Below are 17,751 nucleotides of genomic sequence, written 5' to 3'. Positions count from 1 at the left end.
CGCCCTGAGGCGCTGACGACGGCTACCACGGAAGAGCCCGGCGACCCGCACGGTCGCCGGGCTCTCCTGCTCGTCACGGGGCCGGAAGCGGGCCGTCCTGACCCGCGGGCGGGCCGGCCGGGAACAGGCCGGCCGCCGGGTCTCCGTACGGCTCCGCGCACCCCGGCCGCCGTCCGCATCCCGGCGGCCGCCCCTACAGGATCCGCTCCCGCAGGAAGGCGGTCACGGCGCGGTTGAAGGCCTCGGGCTGCTCGATCGCGCTCAGGTGCCCGGCCTTCTCGATCACGGCCAGCCGGCCGTCCGGCACCGCCTCGGCCATCGCCTCCGCGTCGGAGACCGGGGAGAGCTCGTCTTCCTCCCCCACGATCACCAGGGCGGGGACCTTGAGGCCGCGCAGGGTGTCGAAGGAGTCGGGGCGGGCCGCCATGGCCCGCTGGGCCCAGGCGACCGCGGCGGGCGGGGCCGCCTGGACCAGGCCGCGGATCCGGCCGAGGACCATCGCGCGGCGCTGCTTGGTGGTGGGCCCGACGAGTCCGGGCAGCACCTCCTCGACCAGGACCGAGGTGCCCCGGTCGAGGACCGCGGAGGCGATGCGCTCCCGGTTGGCCCTGGCCGCCTCGGGGTCGGCGGTCGCCTTGGTGTCGGCGAGGACCACTCCCAGGACCCGGTCGGGGTGACGGCGGCACAGCGCCATGGCGACGTAGCCGCCCATGGACTGGCCGCCGACGACGGCGCGCTCGACACCCTCCTCGTCGAGGAGCCGCGCCACGTCGTCGGCCATCACGTCGAGCGAGGGCTCGTCGTCGCCGAGCGGCGACCCCCCGAACCCGCGCAGGTCCGGCGTGATCACCTTGCACTCGGCCGCGAGGCCCTCGCGCTGGGCGAGCCACATCGCCGACGACATCGGGAAGGCGTGGAGGAGGACGACAGGAGTGCCCTCTCCGGCCGATCGTGTGTGTAGACGCACCTGTCCACCGTAATCGGGGAGCGCGGATCTGGCACCTCCCGTCCCGAGACCGTCCCCCCTGCCCGTCCCGGGCCCTTCTCACGACCGGCGTCCTCCCCGCCCTCGCGGCCCTCCCGCGACCGTCCCCCCGGCCGTTCCGCGGCCCCCGCGCCGGACGCTGGAGCCGCGGGCTCGCCTAGGAGGCGGCGACCTCGGTGGGCAGGGGGTGGGCCGCGGGGTTCACCCGGCGGACGATCTCGTTCAGCACGATCCGCACGTACGGCTCGCCGACCCACAGGTGCTTGGCCCCGTCCACGCCGACGACCTCCGCCTGCGGGACCCGGGCGAAGCGCTCCCGGGCCTGCTCCGGCCTGAGGTAGTCGTCGAACTCCGGCACCAGCGCGACCAGCGGGCGGCCGAACTCCGCCCACGCGTCCAGGTCGGCGTCCCCGGCGCGGTGCAGCGGCGGCGAGAGCAGGATCGCACCCTGGACGAGCGGGTCGTGGCCCCACCGGAGCGCCAGCTCCGTGCCGAAGGACCAGCCGACCAGCCAGGGCCGGGGCAGGTCGTGGAACTCGGCGTACTCCAGGGCCGCCGCCACGTCGAACCGTTCTCCCTCGCCCCCGTCGAAGGCCCCCTGGGAGGTGCCCCGCTCTGAGGTGGTCCCGCGGGTGTTGAAGCGCAGCACCGCCAGGTCGGCGAGGGCGGGCAGCCGGTTGGCGGCCTTCTTGTGGACGTGGCTGTCCATCATGCCGCCGTGCGTCGGCAGCGGGTGCAGGCAGATCAGTGTGGCCGCCGGAGGGCGCTCCGGCGGGAGGGCCAGCTCCCCGACGAGGGTCAGCCCGTCACCGGTGTGCAGCTCGATCGGCTCGCGCCGCGCGGGCAGGACCGTAGAGGCCCGGATCTCCATCCTTCTCCTTCTCGTGGTCGGCCGGCGACGGGACGCGCCCGGCGCCGGCGGCCCTCAGTAACGGCTCAGCAGCGACTCAGTAGCGGCTCCGGCCGGGGCCGCGCCTGCTCCGGTTGCGCCAGCAGGCGGTGTGCCAGTGCCTGCGCTCGTCCTCGCCGCCCCGCCAGGCGGGCCAGCTCACCAGGTGCGGCAGTCCCGGGGCGATCTCCTGGTCGCATCCGGGGCACCGGTAGACCTTGCCCGCGCCGAGGCCGGTGATCCGGCGCACGTGCCAGTCGCCGTCGGGCCACTCCTCGACCTGGTCGACGCCGGGCACGGAGCGCCCGACGGGCCGGGTGGAGCCCCGGTTCCCGCCCCGGTCGAACGGGTCCATCCTCCGTGATCTGCGCGGGCTCATGCCGGCAGGTCGCGGATGCTCCGCACTCCGGCGGTGACGAGCTGGTCGAGCAGCGGCGCGGGGGCGAAGGCCGGGTCGCGGTACTCGTCGTAGAGGTCGCGCAGACCGTCCCGGACGGTCTGAAGGCCCAGCCGGTCGAGCATCTCGAACGGCCCGGCGGGGTAGCCGCAGCCGAGCCGCATGGCCGTGTCGATCTCCTCCACCGAGGCGTAGCCCGACTCGTACATCCGCACGGCGTCGTTCAGGTGGGGGTAGAGGAGGGCGCCGACCACGAACCCGGCCCGGTCCCGGCAGACCACGGGGGTCCGGCCGAGGATGCGCACCAGGCCCGTGGCGACCTGCTCGGCGCCGGGCGAGGTCAGCACGGTGGAGGCGACCTCGGCGACCTGCTCCCCGACCAGGTTCAGGCCGACGAGGCGGTCCGGGTGCGGCAGCCGTACGGCCTGCCGTACCACGGGGGTGCGGGAGAGCGCGACGACCAGTTCGGCCTCCTCGACGCCGGTGGTCTTGAAGCCCGCGGACACCAGCCGGTCGGCGAACTCCCCGGCCTCGGCCTCCTCGCCGACGACCGCGACGGTGCTCACCGACGGCTTCTCCTCCGCCGAGGGCGTCTGCGGCGCCTCCTCGCCGTGGAACCCGCGCCCGGACTTGCGGCCGAGCAGCCCTGCGGCGACGAGCTCGTGCAGGAGCGGAGCCGGGGCGTGGCGGCGCTCGCGGCTCTCCCGGAACAGGGCCTCGCAGATCTCGTAGGAGGTGTCGAGGCCGATCAGGTCGAGCAGGGCGAGGGGGCCCATCGGGAAGCCCGCGCCGAGCCTCATCGCGGCGTCGATGCCGTCGCGGTCGGCCAGGCCGTGCTCCAGCAGGACGACCGCGTGGTTGAGGTACGGCAGGAGCAGCCGGTTCACCACGAACCCGGCGCGGTCTCCGACGGTCACGGGGGTCTTGCCGAGCCGGCGCGCGAGGGCCGCGATGTCGTCGGCCAGCCCGTCCTCGGTGGTCACGGTGCGGACCACCTCGACCAGCCTCATGACCGGCGCCGGGTTGAAGAAGTGCATGCCCACCACCCGGCCGGGCCGGGACGTGGTGGCCGCGATCTCGGTGACCGAGAGCGAGGAGGTGTTGGTGGCCAGCACCGCGGAGGGCTTGCAGATCCGGTCCAGGTCGGCGAAGAGGGCCCGCTTGTACTCCATGACCTCGGGGATGGCCTCGATGACCAGGTCGCAGCCGGCCAGGTCGTCCCGGGAGGTGGTGAGGGTCACCCGGCCGAGGATCTCGGCGCGCTCGGCCTCGGTGAGCCTGCCGCGTGTCAGCGCCCTGCCCGTGGAGCCCTCCAGGTGTCCCCGGCCGCGTTCCAGCGCGGCGGGGTCGGCCTCCACGCCGACGACCGCGATCCCGGCACGTGCGAACACCTCGGCGATCCCCGCACCCATCGTGCCGAGGCCGACCACGCCGACCGTCTCGAAAGTGTCCGCCATCCCTCTTCCCATCGCGTCCGCGGATCGGTGCCGGCGGAGAGCCGGCGGTTCCCTCCTCCAAGTCTCCCAGAGACGCCCCGCGCTCCCCAAAACCGGTACCGGAAAGTACTTGAACGATAGTTGAGTGTCATCTAACGTTTGAGAACGTGAGCGAAGGAGGACTTATGGAGGAGAAGTTCACTCCGGAGGAGGCGCTGCGGCGGATCGGCGCCGTCGACCGGCGGGTGCGGCGGTCCGTGGGGACGGCCGGGCTGGTCTACCTCCTCTCCGGGGGCGCGACGATCGTCTACTGGACGGCCATCCTGCTGGGCCCCCGCTGGCTCCAGCTCTCGGCGGCCATCCTGTGGGGGGCCCTGGTGGGGATGTTCGCCCGCTACCACGGGAGGCTCGGCGTGCGGGACCGCGCGATCGCCTGGGCCACCAGAGCCGGCGGCGTCGTGCATCTCGCCTATCTCGGCATGACCACGGCCACGCTGCTGGTCGCGGTCTTCCTCCGGCCCGGAGAGTCCGGCGGCGGCTGGACCGCCCTGGCGGTCGCGCTGGCGGTGGTCACGGGTCTCCCCCTGCTCTACGCGGGAGGGCGGATCCTGAGGGCGCCGCGATGAGCGGCGCACACCCCCGCCACGAGCTGGACGACGTCATCCACGCGCCGGTCCGGCTCTCGATCGTGGCCGCGCTGGCCGCCGCGGAGAAGGTGGAGTTCCGCTTTCTCCGCGACACGATCGAGGTGAGCGACTCCCTGCTCTCCAAGCACGTCCTCACCCTGGAGGAGGCCGGCTACGTCGAGGTGGAGAAGGCCTTCGTGGGCAAGCGCCCGCGCACCTGGCTCTCGCTCACCGACTCCGGGCGCCGTGCCTTCCAGAACTACGTTTCCGTGCTCCAGAGACTGATGACAGGATCCCCCTCATGATCGAAATTGACGGTTTGCAGAAACGCTACGGCGACAAGAGAGCCCTGGACGGGGTGTCCTTCGCCGTGCGGCCGGGTGAGATGTTCGGCTTCGTGGGCGCCAACGGCGCGGGCAAGACCACCACGATGCGCATCCTGATGGGCGTGCTGGAGGCCGACTCCGGCCAGGTGTGCTGGAACGGCGGGCCGCTGACCTTCGCCGGCCGGCGGAGGTTCGGCTACATGCCGGAGGAGCGCGGGCTGTACCAGAAGATGAAGGTCGCCGAGCAGGTGGAGTACTTCGGCAGGCTCAACGGCCTGTCCGCGGCCGCCGCCCGCAGCGCCACCGCTGACCTGCTCGAGCGGCTCTCCCTGACCGGGCGCGCCGGCGACGAGGTGGGCGCGCTCTCCCTGGGCAACCAGCAGCGGGTCCAGCTCGCCGTCGCGCTGGTGCACGGGCCCGAGGCGCTGGTCCTGGACGAGCCGTTCTCCGGCCTCGACCCGATCGCCGTCGACGCGCTCGTCGAGGTGCTCGCCGAGCGGTGCCGCGCCGGCGTCCCGGTGTTGTTCTCCAGCCACCAGCTGGACCTGGTGGAGCGGTTGTGCGACTCGGTCGGCATCATCTCGGCCGGGCGCATGGTGGCCACCGGCACGGTGGAGGAGCTGCGGGCCCGGGAGGGGCGCGGCGTGCTGAGGGTGGTCGTCCGGGACACGGCCCCCGGCTGGGCGGCCGGGCTACCCGGCACCGTCACGGAGAAGGGTGACGAGGTGCTCGTGGCCGACGTCGCAGGTGACGGCCAGGACGTCCTGCGGGCCGCCGCGGCGGCGGGCAGGGTCGAGCACTTCGGCTGGGAGCGGCCCTCGCTCACCGACATCTTCCGGGAGGCAGTGGCATGAGCGGTCTGTGGCTGGTCGCGCGGCGGGAGATCGCCACGCGCGGCCGTACGAAGGGATACCTCATCGGGCTCGCGCTGAGCGCGCTGCTGGTCGGCGCGCTCGCCTTCCTGCCCAAGGCGTTCGACGGTCCCGACTCCTACACCGTCGGCGTCGTCGGCTCGCCCGCGCTGCGGTCGGCCCTCACCGGGGGGGCGCAGGACGGGACCCCCGGGGACGCCGCGGTCACCGTGAAACCGCTGACCGAGGCCGGGCAGGACGAGGCCGCCGCGATCACCCTCCAGCCGCTCGCCGACGAGGCCGCCGCCCGCAAGGCGCTCCTCGACGGCGAGATGGACGCGGCCGTGGTGGGTGACCGGAAGGTGCTGGCCGACGGCGAGGTGGACCGGGAGCTGGGCGTGATCCTGGAGAGCGCCCACCGGACTGCGCAGACGCAGAAGCAGCTCACCGCCGCGGGGCTGGACCCCGCCAAGGTCGCCGGGGCGATGCAGGTGGACCCGCTGGAGCAGCTCTCCGTCGGTGCCGACACCCGCTACGCGGCCGTGCGCACGGGCATCGCGACCGCCGTGATCATCGTGCTCTTCTTCCTGCTCATGCAGGCCGCCATGTTCGTCGCGATGGGCGTGGTCGAGGAGAAGGGCAGCCGGATCGTCGAGATCCTGCTCACCTCGATCCGCCCCTGGCAGCTGCTCGCCGGCAAGGTCGTGGGCCTCGGCCTGCTCGCCCTGGCCAACCTGGTCGTGATCATCGTGGTCGGGGTGGGCGCCGCCGCGGCGTCCGGCTTCGCCGTCGACCTGCCGCCGGGCATGACCGGCATGATGCTCGGCATCGTGCTCTGGTTCCTGCTCGGCTACGCCTTCTTCTCGGTGATGGCGGCGGCGCTGAGCTCCCTGGTCTCCCGCCAGGAGGAGGTGAGCAGCGTCCTGACCCCCATGCAGGTGCTGTTCATGGGCTCCTACTTCGTGGCCTTCTTCGCCACCATGGAGCCCGGCAGCGCGGTGGCCCGCGTCATGTCGTTCGTCCCGCCGTTCTCCTCCCTGGTCATGCCGGTCCGCATGGCCGGCAGCGAGGTGCCGCTCTGGGAGGTCGGCCTGGCGACGGCCCTGATGGTCGCCGCGACGGCGGGCATGCTCGCCGTCGGCGCCCGCGTCTACGAGCGCGCGGTCATCCGCACGGGGGCGCGGGTCAAGTTCTCGGAGGTCGTGCGCTGAGGCCGTGCGGTCGCGTGCCGGCACGCGACCGCGTTCCGGCTCGGCCGCACCCCGGACCATCGCGTGCGTGAGGCCCACCGCGCGTCATCGCGTGCGCAGGGGTACGGCCCGCCGCCGCGGAGCGGTCCGCGGCGGCGGGCCGCTCCGCGGCGGCAATCGCCGGCTTCGCGGGACGGCGGGCCGTGCCGCGGCGGCGGTCGCCGGCTTCGCGGGGCGGCCGCCCCCGTCCGGCCGGTAGGGTTGTCGGTCATGCGGCTGGTTATCGCGCGGTGCAGCGTGGACTACGTGGGGAAGCTCACCGCCCATCTCCCGATGGCGTCCAGGCTCATCCTCCTCAAGGCGGACGGCAGCGTCTCGATCCACTCCGACGGCCGCGCGTTCAAGCCGCTCAACTGGATGAACCCGCCGTGCAGGCTCCGCGAGGAGGACGGCACCTGGACCGTCACGCACGGCAAGACCGGCGAGAAGCTCGTCCTCACGATGGAGGAGATCCTCCACGACTCCAGCCACGAGCTGGGCGTGGACCCCGGGCTGATCAAGGACGGGGTCGAGGCCCACCTGCAGGAGCTGCTGGCCGAGCACATCACCACCTTGGGCCCCGGCTACACGCTGATCCGCCGCGAGTACATGACGGCGATCGGCCCGGTGGACATCCTCTGCCGGGACGGCGGCGGCGCCACCGTGGCCGTGGAGATCAAGCGGCGGGGTGAGATCGACGGCGTCGAGCAGCTCACCCGCTACCTGGAGCTGCTCAACCGCGATCCGCTGCTGGCCCCGGTCCGGGGCGTCTTCGCCGCCCAGGAGATCAAGCCGCAGGCCCGCGTGCTGGCCACCGACCGCGGCATCGACTGCGTGACCCTCGACTACGGCGCGCTGCGCGGCATCGAGCCGGAGAACCCCACGCTGTTCTAGCCGTGTCCACCGAACGGAGGACACGGGGTTCCACCGGCCGTCGGTACCGCGCGGGCCCCGCCCGGACGACGCTTGGGGCATGACGACGACAGCGGTCCGGGTGCGCGGCCTGACCAAGCGCTACGGCGACGTGCAGGCGGTCGGTGGCATCGACCTCGACATCCACGCGGGCGAGGTGTTCGCGATCCTCGGCCCCAACGGGGCCGGGAAGTCCACCACGGTGGAGATCCTGGAGGGCTACCGGCGGCGGGACTCGGGTGAGGTCAGCGTCCTGGGGGCGGACCCGGGCCGGCCGACCCGCGCCTGGCGCTCCCGGATCGGCGTGGTGCTGCAGACGGCCGGCGACATGACCGAGGCCACCGTGCGGGAGACCGTCCGGCACTTCGCGGGCTTCTACCCGGACGCCCGCGACCCCGACGAGGTGATCGAGCAGGTCGGCCTGGCGGAGAAGGCCGGCAGGCGGATCCGGGAGCTCTCCGGCGGCCAGCGGCGCCGGGTGGACGTGGCGCTCGGCGTGATCGGCCGCCCCGAGCTGCTCTTCCTGGACGAGCCGACCACCGGGTTCGACCCCGAGGCGCGGCGGCGGTTCTGGGACCTGATCCGGGGCCTGGCCCACCAGGGCACCACGATCGTGCTGACCACCCACTACCTGGACGAGGTCGAGGCGCTGGCCGACCGGGTGGCGGTGATCGCCAAGGGCCGGATCGTGGCCGAGGGAGAGCCCGCGACCCTGGGCGGCCGGGCCACCGCCGAGGCCACGGTCGGCTGGGCGGGCGGGTCCGTGGAGACCGACGCCCCCACCAGGGCCGTGCTGGAGCTGAGTGAGCGCTTCGGCGGTGAGGTCCCGGAGCTGACCGTCACCCGGCCGTCCCTGGAGGACACCTACCTCCGCCTCGTCGAAGGCTGATCCCCTGCTCCCCGGCGCTCTCCGCGGCCGCGGGGAGGCCTCCCCTCTGGAAGACGACGGAGAACCGACTCCCATGAGCCAGACCGCCACCCGTTCCACCACCCCGTCCACGCCCCCGCCCCCGCGCGCGTCCGCCGGGCCGCCCTCCACGCTCCGGACCGGGCTCTCCCGGGCCGCGTTCGAGACCCGGCTGTTCTTCCGGGAGAAGGACGCGGTGATCTTCACCTTCTCCTTCCCGATCGTCCTGCTGGTGATCTTCGGATCGATCTTCTCGCAGGAGCTGGAGGGCACCGGGCTGAGCGTCTCCCAGCTCTACGTGGCCGGCCTGATCGGCTCCGCGACCATGACCGGTTTCCAGAACCTCGGCATCGGTATCGCGATGGACCGCGACGACGGCACGCTGAAGCGGCTGGCGGGCACGCCGATGCCGCCGGCCGCCTACTTCGCCGGCAAGGCGCTCAACACCCTGCTCGTCTCCGCCGTCCAGGTGGCGATCCTGCTGGCCATCGGGGTGGCGATGTTCGACCTGGAGCTGCCCTCGGCGCTCTCCGACTGGCTGACCTTCTCCTGGGTGTTCGTGCTCGGCGTGGTCGGCTCGTCCCTGCTCGGCGTCGCGGCCAGCAGCCTGCCCCGGTCGGGCAAGAGCGCGGGCGCGGTGATCTCGATGCCGTTCGTGGTGCTGCAGTTCATCTCCGGGGTGTTCATCCCGGCCGCCGATCTGCCCGACTGGCTGGACCGGATCGCCTCGTTCTTCCCGCTCAAGTGGATGTGCCAGGGCTTCCGCTCGGTCTTCCTGGGTGACGCCGGTGCCACACTGGAGGCGACCGGATCGTACGAACTCGGCCGGGTCGCCCTGATTCTGGGCGCCTGGGTCATCGGAGGACTGGTGCTGTGCCTGACGACCTTCCGCTGGAAGGGCCGGCGCGACGGATGAGCGTCCCGTCGGACGGTCCGGCCGCGCGGATCCCCATTCCGCTGATGCGGCCGGGCCGGCCGGCCGACCCGGCCGGCCCGCACGCCTGGGAGTCGCTGCTCGGCTGGGAGGTGATGCTCTGCGCCTCGACGCTCGTCCCGGCCGGGCTCCTGCTGCTGGAGGGACCGGTCACCTGGGAGATCCTCCTCGCCACCGGCCTCATGGCCGCGATCCCCCTGGCGTACCTGCTGCTCGGCCGCTCGGCGATCATGAACGACGACCGGCGGCGCGGGCTCGTCTACCTCGCGCTCCTGGTGGCGCTGTTCACCCCGGCGGTCCTCATCACCCCGGCGTTGACGTTCGCGCTCTTCGGACTATGCCCGCAGGCGTTCATGGTGCTCCCGTCCCGGCCCGCCGTCGCCATGGTCGTCGTGTTCAACCTCGGCCCCGCCTGCCGCTTCCTGCTGTCCCAGGACGACTGGGCGGGCACGTTCAACTTCCTCACCGTCACCCTGATCACGATCTTCTTCTCCGCCGTCTTCGGCGTCTGGATGGAGCGGATCATGGCGCAGAGCGAGGAGCGCGCGGCGCTCATCGCGGAGCTGGAGGCCCAGCGGGCCGAGGTGGCCCGGCTCTCGGCCGAGCGCGGGGCCCTGGCCGAGCGGGAGCGCCTGGCGGGCGAGATCCACGACACCCTGGCTCAGGGCTTCACCAGCATCATCATGCTGCTGCAGGCCGCCGAGGCGCAGCCGGACCCGTCCCGGCACCTGGCGCTGGCCGTACGGACCGCGCGGGAGAACCTGGCCGAGTCCCGCGCGCTGGTCGCCGCGCTGAGCCCGGCGCCCCTGCAGGGCTCCACCCTGGACGAGGCGCTCGGCCGGCTGGCCGCCCGTCTGGGCGAGGAGACGGGGGTCGAGACGTCATGCGCCGTCCGGGGAACGCCCCGGCCGCTCCCTCCGCCCTCCGAGGTGGTACTGATCCGCGCCGCGCAGGAGGCGCTGGCGAACGTGCGCAGGCACGCGGGGGCCGGGCGGGTGGAGGTCTCGGCGGTCTACGGGCCGGGCGCGGTGACGCTGGAGGTCCGTGACGACGGGCGCGGCTTCGACCCGGCGGCCGCCGGCGGGTACGGCCTGCGCGGCATGCGCGCCCGGGTGGAACAGGTGGGCGGGGCCCTCGGCCTGGCCAGCGCTCCCGGGGCCGGGACCGTGCTCTCGGTCACCGTCCCCACCGGGACCACCGGGACCACCGGGACCACCGGGACCACCGGGACCACCGGGACCACCGGGACCGCCGAGGCCACCGAGGCCACCGGGACCGCCACCACAGCCGGCCATGGAGCGTGAGCACATGCTGCGTCTGATGATCGTCGATGACCATCCGGTGGTCCGCGAGGGACTGCGCGGGATGCTGGAGGCGGACCCGCGGATCACCGTGGCGGGCGAGGCGGCCTCCGGGGACGAGGCCGTCGTGCGGGCGCGGGAGCTGGCACCGGACGTGATCCTGATGGACCTGCGCATGCCGGGCGGGGACGGGGTGGGCGCGATCTCCCGCATCCTCGCCGACCGCCCGGAGAGCCGGGTGATCGTGCTGACCACCTACGAGACGGACCAGGACATCGTGCGCGCCGTCGAGGCGGGGGCCGCCGGGTACCTGCTCAAGGACACCTCCCGGGCCGACCTGCTGGCCGCGGTCGTCTCCGCCGCGCGCGGGGAGACGGTGCTCTCGCCGTCCGTGGCGACAAAGCTGGTGACGCGGATGCGGGCGCCCGCCGTCGAGGCCCTCTCCCGGCGGGAGACCGAGGTGCTCTCCCTCGTGGCGCGGGGGCTGACCAACGCGGAGATCGGGCGGGAGCTGTTCATCGGCGAGACCACCGTCAAGACGCACCTGCTGCGGATCTTCGGCAAGCTCGGCGTCTCCGACCGCACCGCCGCGGTGACCACGGCCCTGGACCGGGGCTTCCTGCCCGGCTGAGCGGTCCGGGGCACGCCCCGAAGTAAGTGATGGTTTACCCGGCGGCGGGCGCGGTCTATCGTGGGCGCACCGCTCCCGTACGGCCGGACGCCCCCGGGCGGGAGCACGGCGGGCGCGCCGCCGGACGTCCGCCCCACACGCAGCCGTAAACGCGAGGAGGCCCGTGATGTCCACGGCGACCGGACAGCGAACCTTCGACTCCCTCGACCCCGCCACCGGATCCGTGGTCGGGACCCATCCCGTCCAGGACGCGCGGGCCGTACGCGCGGCCGTGGCAGAGGCCGAGCACGCCGCGCGGTGGTGGGCCGGGCTGGGCTGGGCCGAGCGCAGGCGCCGGCTGCTCGACTACAAGGCGGTCGTCACGCAGAACCTCTCCCGGATCGCCGAGGTGGTCCACCGGGAGACCGGCAAGCCGGAGGCCGACGCCACCCTGGAGGTGATCCTGGCCGTCACCCACATCGACTGGGCGGCCCGCAACGCCCGCCGGGTCCTCGGTCCGCGCCGGGTCCGGCCGGGGCTGGTCGGCGCCAACCTCGCCGCCACGCTGGAGTACCTGCCGCTGGGCGTCGTGGGGGTCATCGGGCCGTGGAACTACCCGGTCTTCACCCCGATGGGCTCCATCGCCTACGCGCTGGCGGCGGGGAACGCGGTGGTGTTCAAGCCGAGCGAGCTCACCCCGGGGACGGGGGTGCTGCTGGCCGAGCTGTTCGCCGAGTCCGTGCCCGAGCAGCCGGTCTTCCGCACGGTGACCGGTCTGGGGGAGACGGGAGCCGCGCTCGCGGGCGACCCTGGCGTCAAGAAGATCGCCTTCACCGGTTCCACGGCCACCGCCAAGCGGGTGATGACGGCGTGCGCGGCGAACCTCACGCCGATGGTCGCCGAGTGCGGTGGCAAGGACGCGCTGATCGTGGACGCCGACGCGGACGTGCGCGCGGCGGCGGACGCGGCGCTGTGGGGGGCGATGTCCAACGCCGGGCAGACCTGCGTCGGGGTGGAGCGGGTCTACGTGGTGGACGCGGTCTACGACGCGTTCATGCGGGAGCTGACCGAGCGGGCCGCCACGATCCGGGCGGGCGAGGACTACGGCCCGATCACCATGCCCGCGCAGCTCGACGTCATCCGGCGGCACATCGCCGACGCCGTCGCGCGCGGCAGGGCCGTGGTGGGCGGGCCGGAGTCGGTGCGCGCGCCGTACGTGGACCCGGTGATCGTGGAGGACGTGCCGGAGGACTCCCCCGCGGTCCGCGAGGAGACCTTCGGGCCGACCGTGACGGTCAAGCGCGTCGCGGACGCGGAGGAGGCCCTGGAGAAGGCCAACGCCGGCGCGTACGGCCTGGCGGGGACGATCTTCTCGGGGAACGCGCGGCGGGCCGTGGAGCTGGCCCGCCGGATGCGCACCGGGATGACCGCGATCAACTCGGTCATCTCCTTCGCCTCCGTCCCCTCCCTGCCCTTCGGCGGGCTCGGCGACTCCGGCTTCGGCCGGATCCACGGGGCGGACGGCCTGCGCGAGTTCGCCCGGCCCAAGGGCATCTCCCGGCAGCGCTTCGCCCTGCCGGGGATGAACCTCACGTCGTTCGCCCGCGGCCAGAAGGAGCTTGACCAAGTGGTCAGACTTGTGACTTTCTTGCACGGCCGCCGCAAGAGATAACGTCCCAACTCTTCCACAAAAAGGATCTTGCACCCATAATAGTGGACCCCGGGTGCAAAGATCATGAGGTGGATGTAGAAATGCGCACACTTGTCAAGCCCTCACCCGCAGCGAGGACTTGCACGAGCGGTAGATCCTATAGGGGAATGTCGGCGGAGGAGCGGCTGGAGGAGCGCCGGGAGCGTCTGATCTCGGCCGCCTACACCCTCTACGCCGAGCTCGGCTTCCCCGACACCACGATCGAGAAGCTCTGCACCGTCGCCCGCATCTCCAACCGTGCCTTCTACGAGTGCTTCGACAGCCGCGACCAGCTGATGATGGTGGTGTACGGCCGGTGCGTGCGGGAGACCCTGGAGACGGTCGCCCAGGCCGTCGCGGAGGCCCCCGAGACGCTGGAGGACCGGATCGAGGCGGGCATCGCGACGTACGTCCGGTTCGTCACCTCGGACAGGCGCCGCGCCCGCATCCTGCACTTGGAGGTACGGCGGGCGGGCGACTGCCTGACCGTCTCCCGGCAGGAGGCCGTGGCGGGCTTCTGCCGGATCCTGGAGGAGGAGCCGGGCCTGTCCGCGATGGCGGAGCAGGCCGGGGTCGAGCTGCGCCTGGTCGTGCTCGGCATGCTCGGCGCGATGCAGGAGCTGCTCATCGAGTGGGCCCTGGCCGCCGAGCCGCTCCCGGTCGAGCCCCTGATCGACACGGCCGTGCACATCTTCCGCAGGACCCTGGCGGCCTGACCGCCGGCGCACGGCCGGCGGTCAGATCCAGCCCTTCTCCTGGGCCGCCCGGATCGCCGTGATCCGGTTGGCGGCGCCCAGCTTGGTGATCGCACTGGACAGGTAGTTGCGGACGGTGCCCTCGCTGAGGTGGAGCGCGCCCGCGATCTCCCCGACGGAGGCGCCCCTCGCGGCCAGGGCCAGCGCGTCCCGCTCCCGCTCGGTCAGCGGGCTCTCCCCCGCCATCATCGCCGAGGCGGCCATCTCCGGGTCGAGGTAGCGCCCGCCGGCGTGGACCTTGCGGATCGCGGCGGCCAGTTCGGCGGAGGAGGCGTCCTTGGGGACGAAGCCGCGCACCCCGGCGGCCAGCGCCCGCCGCAGGTAGCCGGGCCGGCCGAAGCTGGTCAGCATCAGCACGGCGTGCCCCGGCAGCGACTCGGCCACGCTCAGCCCGTCCATCCCCGGCATCTCGATGTCCAGCACGACCACGTCGGGCCGGTGCTCCCGCACGGCCGGCTCCACCAGGTCGCCCCGCGCCACCTGGGCCACCACCTCGATGTCCGGCTCCAGCCCGAGCAGGGTGGCGATCGCCTCCCGGATCAGGTGCTCGTCGTCGGCCAGCAGCACCCGGATCATCGCACTCCCTCCAGCGGGACCTCGGCCCGCAGTCTGAACTCTCCCCGCCCGTCGGCTCCGGCGGTGACCGTGCCGCCGGCGGGGGCCAGCCGTTCCGACAGGCCGATCAGGCCCGTGCCGCCCCGGTTGTCCACCTTCGCCACGCCGTCGTTGGCCATCTCCAGCACCGCCGTGCCGCCGCGCACGGTGACGGAGATCCGGCAGCGCGTCGCCGCGCTGTGCCGCAGCACGTTGGTGGTGCCCTCACGGGCCACCCAGGCCAGCAGCGTGGCGCTCTCCTCCGGCAGCCCGTCCGGCGGCGCGACCAGGGTGCAGCGGATCCCGCCCGCCTCCAGCACCGCGATCATGCTGCGCAGCTCGGCCTCCAGGTCCACCGTCCGGTAGCCCCGCACCGCGGTGCGGATCTCCTTCAGCGCCTCCCTGGCCAGGCGCCGCACCTCGTCCATCTCCGCGGCGGCGCGGCCGGCGTCGGCTCCCGCGAGCCGGGCGGCCACCTCGCTCTTGACCGCGATCGCGGAGAGGCTGTGCCCGACCAGGTCGTGCAGGTCGCGGGCGAAGCGGAGCCGCTCCTCGGTCACCGCCAGCTGCGCCTGGGCCGCCTTTCCGGCCTCCGCGGCCCTGACCACCTCCCAGAACCAGAGCTGGAAGCGGTTCGCCCAGGGCAGGCTCAGGCCGCCTCCCAGATAGCCTCCGACCGCCGCGGCGAACGCCTCCCCGTCCGAGAAGCCGGTGGGAGAGGCCATGTTGTCCGGCCAGCTGAGGAAGATCCCCGCCGCGACCGCGCCGAGGCTGGCGGCGAACGTGCCGGACCGGCTCAGCAGCAGCGCCGCGCCCGCCGCCCAGCACGGGGGGGCCAGCCCCCAGGACAGGAGGTTCCCGTCCGGGACGAGCGGCAGGAGCAGCGCGAGCACGCCCGAGGCGGCCAGCTCGCGGCGGGCGGTGGCGCCCGCCACGGCCGCTCTGATCATCCGCACCTGGAGCACGGTGAAGACGAGCAGGCCCAGCAGGCCGAGGATCGCCCACGCGTTCCGGCCCGGGCGCTCCCCCGCGATCCAGCCGAACGCCCCGCTCCAGGCGATCAGGAGGCCCACGGTCAGCATCCAGACGGTCAAGCGGCGCAGCCGCTCGACCTGCGGGCGCTTCTCCCGCCTCAGCGGCAGCCGGGACAGGGGAAGGGACAGGGACCGGGACACGGCCGCGGGGACGAGGCGCCGCACGCGCTCCGTCCCCGGGCTCCCGGTGTCCGTCGAGGGGTTCATCGAGGTGTTCGTCGACATGGCCGGTCCACGTTAGCCGTGCCGGGGCTCCCACCGGAACAGCCACCTGGCGAGCAGGGCGGAGACCGCGATCCAGCCGAGCAGGATGCCGATCGAGGGCAGCGCGGCGACCCACTGACCGGCCATGCCCAGCGCCTCGCCGCTGCCGGTGAAGTGGTCGGCCCCGAGGAAGCCGCTGCGCATCATCTCCACGATCGGGGTGACCGGGAGCAGGTTGGAGACCACGGCCAGCGGGCCGGGCAGGATGTCGGCGGGGAAGGCGACGGGCGCGCCGATCGTCATGACCATCAGCAGCGGCAGCACGCTGACCTGGGCCATCTCGGCGTTCGGCGTCAGGCCGGAGAAGGCCGCGGCGAGCAGGGTGAAGACCGCGACGCCCAGGAGCGCGGCGACCACCAGCATCGGCACGTTGGCCGGGAGGACCCCCTCGGTCCGGTGCACCCAGAAGCCGAGCAGCACGACCTGGAGGACGAAGAAGACGAGGGCCCCGAGCGCGCTGCCCGCCATGACCGCGGCGGCGGACGGCTGGCCCCCGCGCAGCCGCTTGAGCACCAGTTCCTCACGGCGGGCCGTGAAGGAGTTGACCAGGTTGATGAAGACCGAGAAGGTCAGCATCAGCCCGGGCACGCCGGTCAGCACGAACGCCCCGCCCGGCACTCCGTCGATCTCCGCGCCGCCCTGCATCATGGTGAACATCCAGGCCAGCAGGAGCGGCAGCAGCAGCACGTTGAACAGCGCGGTGGTGTTCCTGCCCACCAGGGTCACGTCGACGCGCGCCAGCCGTACGGCGTGCAGGACATCGGTCTTCATGGTCGCTCCACTGCTCCTCGTCACCGTCCGGACCGCGCTCATCGCTGCTCTCCCACCACTCGCATGAAGACGTCCTCCAGGGTCCCCCGGCGTACGGCCAGCCGCCCCAGGGTCAGGCCGCGCCCGTCGGCCCAGGCCAGCAGCGGGCGGAGCGCGGCGTGCGCGCGGGTCTCGGTGTCGGCGCCGGTCAGCGTGTAGGCGGCCTCGGTGCCGGTGCCGTTGTAGGTCAGCACCGGGGTGACGCCGTCCAGCGCGGGCAGGTCGCCGAAGGTCCACGAGGTGCCGGGCAGCCGGAAGGAGATGCGGTCTCCGGAGGTGGCGACCACCTCCTCGACCGTGCCGTGGGTGTGGATCCGGCCCTGGTGCATGATGGCCAGCCGGCTGGCCAGGCGCTCGGCCTCCTCCAGGTAGTGCGTGGTGAGCAGCACGGAGGTGCCCGCGTCCCGCAGGTCCTCGATCACCTTCCACGTCGTACGGCGGGCCTCCGGGTCCATGCCGGTGGTCGGCTCGTCCAGGAAGAGCACCTCGGGCGCGGAGAGCACCGCGAGCGCGAGGTCGAGCCGGCGCTTCTGGCCGCCGGAGAGCTGCTTGACCTTGACCCGCGCCTTGTCGGCCAGGTCCACCAGCTCCAGCGCGCCCATGGTGACCCGGTCGACCCTGCGGATCATGCCCGTGAAGGTCATCCGCCCCGGCAGCTCGGTGCTGCCGGACAGGGTGACCGGGCGCCCGGCGTCCTCGCTCAGGCCCTTCCACAGGTCCACGGTCTCGGCCACGGTCAGGTCGCCGAGGAAGCCGCCCTCCTGGAGCATGATGCCCACCCGGGGACGGAGCTCGCGCTGCTGCTTCACCGGGTCGAGGCCGAGGACCCGCACGGTGCCCGCGGTCGCGGGGGTGTAGCCCTCCAGGACCTCCATCGTGGTGGTCTTCCCGGCCCCGTTGGTGCCGAGCAGGGCGAAGACCTCGCCCCGGGGGACGGTGAAGGAGATCCCGCGCACGGCCTCGAAGTCGCCGTACTTCTGCCGCAGCCCGTCGACCTCGATCACGTCGTCGAGAGCGGCGGGGGCGGTCCCGGTCGCGTCCGCAAGCTGTGGTGTGCTCATGGAGAAAAGCTTCGTCTACCGGCTTCCGCCCAGGTAGTCGTTGATATCACCGCAAGGATATGGATCTTGCGGAAGATCCGTATGACAGATGTCATGTCCGGCGCGGTGCACCCGCACGGCGCCGGACCCGCGTCAGGGAC

The 17,751-nt window shown here is 73.2% G+C and carries 19 protein-coding genes; 11 read left to right on the top strand and 8 right to left on the bottom strand.

Annotated elements, in window-relative coordinates; translation table 11 throughout:
• Positions 1 to 193: 193 nt before the first annotated feature.
• The 4 genes from ACFOWE_RS04075 to ACFOWE_RS04060 form a co-directional block, all read right to left on the bottom strand.
• Positions 194 to 967, bottom strand: a complete 774-nt coding sequence (locus tag ACFOWE_RS04075) for an alpha/beta fold hydrolase (RefSeq protein WP_377285449.1) — start codon at positions 965 to 967, stop codon at positions 194 to 196.
• 175 nt (positions 968 to 1,142) lie between these two features.
• Positions 1,143 to 1,856, bottom strand: a complete 714-nt coding sequence (locus ACFOWE_RS04070; protein WP_377285447.1) for an alpha/beta hydrolase — start codon at positions 1,854 to 1,856, stop codon at positions 1,143 to 1,145.
• Between the two features lie 76 nt (positions 1,857 to 1,932).
• Positions 1,933 to 2,229: an ATP/GTP-binding protein gene (locus tag ACFOWE_RS04065; protein ID WP_377285446.1), complete on the bottom strand. Its 297-nt coding sequence runs from the start codon at positions 2,227 to 2,229 to the stop codon at positions 1,933 to 1,935.
• A gap of 20 nt (positions 2,230 to 2,249) precedes the next feature.
• Positions 2,250 to 3,728 carry a 3-hydroxyacyl-CoA dehydrogenase family protein gene (locus tag ACFOWE_RS04060; RefSeq protein ID WP_377285444.1) on the bottom strand — a complete coding sequence of 493 codons (1,479 nt, stop codon included), beginning with the start codon at positions 3,726 to 3,728 and terminating at the stop codon, positions 2,250 to 2,252.
• Positions 3,729 to 3,892: 164 nt separating this feature from the next.
• Here ACFOWE_RS04060 and ACFOWE_RS04055 point away from each other — a divergent pair, with 164 nt between their 5' ends.
• From ACFOWE_RS04055 to ACFOWE_RS04005, 11 genes are all read left to right on the top strand, one after another.
• Positions 3,893 to 4,333, top strand: a complete 441-nt coding sequence (locus ACFOWE_RS04055; RefSeq protein ID WP_377285442.1) for a hypothetical protein — start codon at positions 3,893 to 3,895, stop codon at positions 4,331 to 4,333.
• A complete protein-coding gene (locus ACFOWE_RS04050; protein WP_377285441.1) occupies positions 4,330 to 4,638 on the top strand; it encodes a winged helix-turn-helix domain-containing protein in 309 nt (102 codons plus the stop codon). Before ACFOWE_RS04055 ends, ACFOWE_RS04050 begins: the two co-directional genes overlap by 4 nt.
• On the top strand, positions 4,635 to 5,513 hold the full coding sequence (locus tag ACFOWE_RS04045) for an ABC transporter ATP-binding protein (protein WP_377285440.1): 879 nt from the start codon (positions 4,635 to 4,637) through the stop codon (positions 5,511 to 5,513). Before ACFOWE_RS04050 ends, ACFOWE_RS04045 begins: the two co-directional genes overlap by 4 nt.
• Entirely contained in the window at positions 5,510 to 6,721 is a 1,212-nt protein-coding gene (locus ACFOWE_RS04040) for an ABC transporter permease (protein ID WP_377285439.1), read from the top strand. The genes ACFOWE_RS04045 and ACFOWE_RS04040 overlap by 4 nt, the downstream gene beginning before the upstream one ends.
• Positions 6,722 to 6,970: 249 nt before the next feature.
• Positions 6,971 to 7,633 (top strand): endonuclease NucS, encoded by a 663-nt coding sequence (gene nucS, locus ACFOWE_RS04035; protein WP_377285438.1) that lies wholly within the window; start codon positions 6,971 to 6,973, stop codon positions 7,631 to 7,633.
• A 79-nt stretch (positions 7,634 to 7,712) separates the two neighbouring features.
• A complete protein-coding gene (locus ACFOWE_RS04030) occupies positions 7,713 to 8,540 on the top strand; it encodes an ABC transporter ATP-binding protein (RefSeq protein ID WP_377285437.1) in 828 nt (275 codons plus the stop codon).
• Positions 8,541 to 8,613: 73 nt separating this feature from the next.
• Positions 8,614 to 9,474, top strand: a complete 861-nt coding sequence (locus tag ACFOWE_RS04025) for an ABC transporter permease (protein ID WP_377285435.1) — start codon at positions 8,614 to 8,616, stop codon at positions 9,472 to 9,474.
• Positions 9,471 to 10,796: a sensor histidine kinase gene (locus tag ACFOWE_RS04020; RefSeq protein ID WP_377285433.1), complete on the top strand. Its 1,326-nt coding sequence runs from the start codon at positions 9,471 to 9,473 to the stop codon at positions 10,794 to 10,796. Before ACFOWE_RS04025 ends, ACFOWE_RS04020 begins: the two co-directional genes overlap by 4 nt.
• A gap of 4 nt (positions 10,797 to 10,800) precedes the next feature.
• A complete protein-coding gene (locus ACFOWE_RS04015) occupies positions 10,801 to 11,424 on the top strand; it encodes a response regulator (RefSeq protein WP_377285432.1) in 624 nt (207 codons plus the stop codon).
• A 166-nt stretch (positions 11,425 to 11,590) separates the two neighbouring features.
• Entirely contained in the window at positions 11,591 to 13,075 is a 1,485-nt protein-coding gene (locus ACFOWE_RS04010) for an aldehyde dehydrogenase family protein (protein WP_377285430.1), read from the top strand.
• 146 nt (positions 13,076 to 13,221) lie between these two features.
• On the top strand, positions 13,222 to 13,809 hold the full coding sequence (locus ACFOWE_RS04005; protein WP_377285429.1) for a TetR/AcrR family transcriptional regulator: 588 nt from the start codon (positions 13,222 to 13,224) through the stop codon (positions 13,807 to 13,809).
• A 21-nt stretch (positions 13,810 to 13,830) separates the two neighbouring features.
• Here ACFOWE_RS04005 and ACFOWE_RS04000 read toward each other — a convergent pair whose 3' ends face one another.
• From ACFOWE_RS04000 to ACFOWE_RS03985, 4 genes are read right to left on the bottom strand one after another with little or no spacing between them, the layout of a single operon-like run.
• On the bottom strand, positions 13,831 to 14,424 hold the full coding sequence (locus ACFOWE_RS04000; RefSeq protein WP_377285428.1) for a response regulator: 594 nt from the start codon (positions 14,422 to 14,424) through the stop codon (positions 13,831 to 13,833).
• Complete coding sequence (locus tag ACFOWE_RS03995; RefSeq protein WP_377285427.1) at positions 14,421 to 15,701, bottom strand: sensor histidine kinase; 1,281 nt, start codon at positions 15,699 to 15,701, stop codon at positions 14,421 to 14,423. Before ACFOWE_RS03995 ends, ACFOWE_RS04000 begins: the two co-directional genes overlap by 4 nt.
• Positions 15,702 to 15,713: 12 nt before the next feature.
• Entirely contained in the window at positions 15,714 to 16,511 is a 798-nt protein-coding gene (locus tag ACFOWE_RS03990) for an ABC transporter permease (RefSeq protein WP_377285426.1), read from the bottom strand.
• Between the two features lie 38 nt (positions 16,512 to 16,549).
• Positions 16,550 to 17,611 (bottom strand): ATP-binding cassette domain-containing protein, encoded by a 1,062-nt coding sequence (locus ACFOWE_RS03985; protein WP_377285425.1) that lies wholly within the window; start codon positions 17,609 to 17,611, stop codon positions 16,550 to 16,552.
• Positions 17,612 to 17,751: the final 140 nt, after the last annotated feature.

Source organism: Planomonospora corallina, assembly GCF_042650625.1.
Taxonomy (GTDB): Bacteria; Actinomycetota; Actinomycetes; order Streptosporangiales; family Streptosporangiaceae; genus Planomonospora_B; species Planomonospora_B corallina.
The sequence above is the reverse complement of the archived record's forward strand: the minus strand, read 5'-3'. Positions and strand labels throughout refer to the sequence as shown.

Bases quoted from the DNA above. Each gene is read 5' to 3' on its own strand.
- ACFOWE_RS04070 (WP_377285447.1), bottom strand. From the start codon at position 1,856: ATGGAGATCCGGGCCTCTACGGTCCTGCCCGCGCGGCGCGAGCCGATC.
- ACFOWE_RS04065 (WP_377285446.1), bottom strand. From the start codon at position 2,229: ATGGACCCGTTCGACCGGGGCGGGAACCGGGGCTCCACCCGGCCCGTC.
- ACFOWE_RS04060 (WP_377285444.1), bottom strand. From the start codon at position 3,728: ATGGCGGACACTTTCGAGACGGTCGGCGTGGTCGGCCTCGGCACGATG.
- ACFOWE_RS04055 (WP_377285442.1), top strand. From the start codon at position 3,893: ATGGAGGAGAAGTTCACTCCGGAGGAGGCGCTGCGGCGGATCGGCGCC.
- ACFOWE_RS04050 (WP_377285441.1), top strand. From the start codon at position 4,330: ATGAGCGGCGCACACCCCCGCCACGAGCTGGACGACGTCATCCACGCG.
- ACFOWE_RS04045 (WP_377285440.1), top strand. From the start codon at position 4,635: ATGATCGAAATTGACGGTTTGCAGAAACGCTACGGCGACAAGAGAGCC.
- ACFOWE_RS04040 (WP_377285439.1), top strand. From the start codon at position 5,510: ATGAGCGGTCTGTGGCTGGTCGCGCGGCGGGAGATCGCCACGCGCGGC.
- nucS (WP_377285438.1), top strand. From the start codon at position 6,971: ATGCGGCTGGTTATCGCGCGGTGCAGCGTGGACTACGTGGGGAAGCTC.
- ACFOWE_RS04030 (WP_377285437.1), top strand. From the start codon at position 7,713: ATGACGACGACAGCGGTCCGGGTGCGCGGCCTGACCAAGCGCTACGGC.
- ACFOWE_RS04025 (WP_377285435.1), top strand. From the start codon at position 8,614: ATGAGCCAGACCGCCACCCGTTCCACCACCCCGTCCACGCCCCCGCCC.
- ACFOWE_RS04020 (WP_377285433.1), top strand. From the start codon at position 9,471: ATGAGCGTCCCGTCGGACGGTCCGGCCGCGCGGATCCCCATTCCGCTG.
- ACFOWE_RS04015 (WP_377285432.1), top strand. From the start codon at position 10,801: ATGCTGCGTCTGATGATCGTCGATGACCATCCGGTGGTCCGCGAGGGA.
- ACFOWE_RS04010 (WP_377285430.1), top strand. From the start codon at position 11,591: ATGTCCACGGCGACCGGACAGCGAACCTTCGACTCCCTCGACCCCGCC.
- ACFOWE_RS04005 (WP_377285429.1), top strand. From the start codon at position 13,222: ATGTCGGCGGAGGAGCGGCTGGAGGAGCGCCGGGAGCGTCTGATCTCG.
- ACFOWE_RS04000 (WP_377285428.1), bottom strand. From the start codon at position 14,424: ATGATCCGGGTGCTGCTGGCCGACGACGAGCACCTGATCCGGGAGGCG.
- ACFOWE_RS03995 (WP_377285427.1), bottom strand. From the start codon at position 15,701: ATGTCGACGAACACCTCGATGAACCCCTCGACGGACACCGGGAGCCCG.
- ACFOWE_RS03990 (WP_377285426.1), bottom strand. From the start codon at position 16,511: ATGAAGACCGATGTCCTGCACGCCGTACGGCTGGCGCGCGTCGACGTG.
- ACFOWE_RS03985 (WP_377285425.1), bottom strand. From the start codon at position 17,611: ATGAGCACACCACAGCTTGCGGACGCGACCGGGACCGCCCCCGCCGCT.